The sequence below is a fragment of the Phyllobacterium sp. genome (assembly GCF_037994425.1).
In the GTDB taxonomy this organism is placed as follows: domain Bacteria; phylum Pseudomonadota; class Alphaproteobacteria; order Rhizobiales; family Rhizobiaceae; genus Phyllobacterium.
Window position 1 is genome coordinate 1 of the sequence record NZ_JBBNAM010000035.1, and the last position, 3,169, is coordinate 3,169.

Here is a 3,169-nt window from a genome sequence, read left to right on the forward strand (position 1 = left end):
CATATCGCAGCGGCGAGGACAGTGACCAGCCAATCGTACTGCTCGATTATCAGCCCGGTCGCGGCCAGATCCATCCGCAGACCTTTCTCGGCGATTACCGCGGCATACTGATGAGCGATGGCTACACTGCCTGGCGCACATTGGATGGCCCAACCCATGTCGGATGCATGGCCCATTCCAGGCGGCGCTTCGTCGACGCCCTCAAAACCAGAAAGAAAGGTGGCGGGCCGCCTGAGCAGGCACCCTCAGGTTCTTTGAACAACTCTACCGGATCGAAAGGCAGGCGCGAGACAAGATGCCCGAGGCCAATGAAACGCAGGCCGACTGCATTCGCCGCTTTCGTCAACAGCACAGCTTACCTGTGCTGAACGCCCTCAAGTCATGGCTCGACGATATCGCGTCAAAGGTCGCACCCGATACCAAGCTCGGCGACGCCGTGTCCTACACTCTGAACCAGTGGGATTATCTGACGCGCTACATCAGCGATGGCAGGATGCCCATCGATAACAACATTCTGGAACGTGACATCAGAGTTTTTGCGACCGGAAGAAAATCGTGGCTGTTCAGCGACACTGCTGACGGAGCCAAGGCCAGCGCCGTGATCTACAGTCTCATGCTGACATGCCGCGCCTGGGGCGTCGACCCTCTGATCTGGCTACGACACGCGCTCACTGAGTTGCCGCAGCGCGACGACAACGCCGACATCGGCGACCTGCTACCGATCAACTTCCCGAAAACATCCACCGCCTAACAGAGCCGGATCTCGCTACCGATGCGAGGCGCGCTCAGCGGTGCAGCAGCCGTCAATGCGCATCGAAAATCGCGCTTACCGCTTTACTGTCGGGTCCGCGATCTATGAGGTCCCCCAGGAAGATGACCTGGTACGGGCAAGGGGCGATTTGCTTCAATTCGTGCAGCAGGGCTTGAAGCAGGTCGGCCCTGCCGTGAACGTCGCCAATTAGGAAGGTATCGATTTCAGTCATATGCCTCTGCATTCGGAAGGATCACATCCACATGGCCGCCAAAGATTGTCTTCCCTGATGCGAACGTTGGACGTCAGATTTTTCACACGCGCTCGACAACAGTATTCAATGTCCTTCCGCGTGATACGGACCTCAGATTCGTCGTGCAACTATCACGGTAGCTTGCCTCAGTTGCTTGTCTCTTCAACAGACTTCCCGCCTGCCTTCCACGCGAAAAATCGTCGGTAGCGTTGCTATTGTACGGGCAAGGATGCTGCGTCCCATACATTAAACCCTTGGTGATTCAGCTAGGCAGGCACGTGGATGCCCCGAGTTCGGATGTAAGGCACTGTCCTAAGGTCCGCTTTGAAAAGGTTGACGCGTATGTCTATTAGACATACATAGCCTCAATATTGCCTTTGTCCAGCAAAATGCTCTTTCGCATTAATCAATCGCGGCATGTGAAAACTCCCTACGGGAAATGGCGCGCGCGATTGACTATTCATGTGAAGGCGCAGTGGGAAGGAGCATAACCGGAAAGAGCCGCAGGTGCTCCGGTCAGGTACCGCGGCAACGCTGCGGACTGGTTCGAACACCCGAGCAAGCAGCATTTCCGTCGGCGGAAAAGCGGACTTTTCAGACGCGGCCGCGGGCGCTGACAAACGCATGAAAAGGAGAATCACTATGTCAAACTTCGAACCGAAGCACAGCGTTTCGACCACGGGACGTGCACTTTCTCGAGCAGATAGCGCATTTCAACCGTGAGAAGGTTCCCGAGCGGCAGCCGCATGCAAAAGGCTCTGGCGCGTTCGGCGTATTTGTGACTACCGAGGACGTGTCGGCATACACCAAGGCGTCCCTTTTCCAAAAAGGCACCACCACGGAAATGCTGGCGCGGTTTTCGACCGTTGCGGGCGAGCAAGGCAGCCCCGACACTTGGAGGGATGTCAGAGGCTTTTCGCTGAAGTTCTATACGGACGAAGGCAACTACGACTTGGTCGGCAACAATACGCCGGTGTTCTTCATTCGCGATCCCATCAAGTTCCCACATTTCATTCGAAGCCAAAAGAGACTTCCCGACTCCGGGCTGCGCGACAATCATATGCAATGGGATTTTTGGACGAGTAATCCTGAAACAGCCCACCAGGTCACGTACCTGATGGGGCAGCGGGGCTTGCCCCGGAGTTGGCGTTTTATGAACGGCTATGGCTCGCACACATACATGTGGATCAACAGCACAGGAGAGAAATTCTGGGTCAAATACCATTTCCACACAGCGCAGGGGCCCGCTTTTCTTGACAATGCCGAAGCCATTGCGATAGCCGGTGCCGACGCAGACTACCACCGCCGCGACCTGTTCGAAGCGATTGCCCGAGGCGACTATCCTCGGTGGCAATTGTCGGTCCAGATCATGCCATACGGTGAAGCGGCGACCTATCGCATCAATCCGTTTGATCTCACTAAGACCTGGTCTCATGCTGACTATCCCCTGATCAAGGTCGGCACGATGACGCTCAGCCGCAATCCCGAGAACTTCTTCGCGCAGATCGAGCAAGCCGCTTTCTCACCCGGGAACACCGTGCCCGGTGTGGGCCTATCCCCCGACAAGATGCTCCTCGGCCGTGCGTTTGCGTACAACGATGCGCAGCGGAATCGGATAGGGACCAACTTCCATCAGTTGCCGGTCAATCGACCGAAAGTTCCGGTTCATTCCTACATGTTCGACGGACAAATGGCGTATAGTCATAGTGGAAACGCGCCGGTCTATGCCCCAAACTCTGGTGGGCGCAGCTGGGCCGACGAAACCACGCCGGCCGAGGATGGCTGGGAGTCTGACGGCGCAATGGTACGCAACGCCTATAATTTGCGACGCGACGACGATGATTTTTCCCAACCTGGCGATCTGATACGCAATGTGTTTGACGATGCGCAACGCGCAGCCCTGGTGAACCAGGTTGCCGGCAGCCTGCTTTCGGGCGTCCGGGAGCCTGTCCTCAGCCGTGCCATTGCTTATTGGAAGAGCATCGACGCCAACGTCGGAAGTCGCATCGAGGAACAAGTTCAACGCTTTCGCGACTGACACTTGTGGTGACCTGATACGGTCGTGTGTGAGCGTCCTCGCGCTCTTTTCGCCTTCCTCGGATGTCTACTCGATGCTGATCGCGATTAACCCTTCGCTCCGAATATCGTTTTGCTAGCAACGGTTC

General features: G+C 56.4%; 2 protein-coding genes and 1 pseudogene. 2 read left to right on the forward strand and 1 reads right to left on the reverse strand.

What is annotated here, in order from left to right:
• Window positions 1-751, forward strand: a pseudogene (locus tag AAAB35_RS02140) (IS66 family transposase); the annotation flags it as partial.
• A gap of 52 nt (window positions 752-803) precedes the next feature.
• Here AAAB35_RS02140 and AAAB35_RS02145 read toward each other — a convergent pair.
• A complete protein-coding gene (locus tag AAAB35_RS02145) occupies window positions 804-995 on the reverse strand; it encodes a metallophosphoesterase (protein WP_340666597.1) in 192 nt (63 codons plus the stop codon).
• Between the two features lie 694 nt (window positions 996-1,689).
• Here AAAB35_RS02145 and AAAB35_RS02150 point away from each other — a divergent pair.
• On the forward strand, window positions 1,690-3,042 hold the full coding sequence (locus AAAB35_RS02150) for a catalase (protein ID WP_113112997.1): 1,353 nt from the start codon (window positions 1,690-1,692) through the stop codon (window positions 3,040-3,042).
• Window positions 3,043-3,169: the final 127 nt, after the last annotated feature.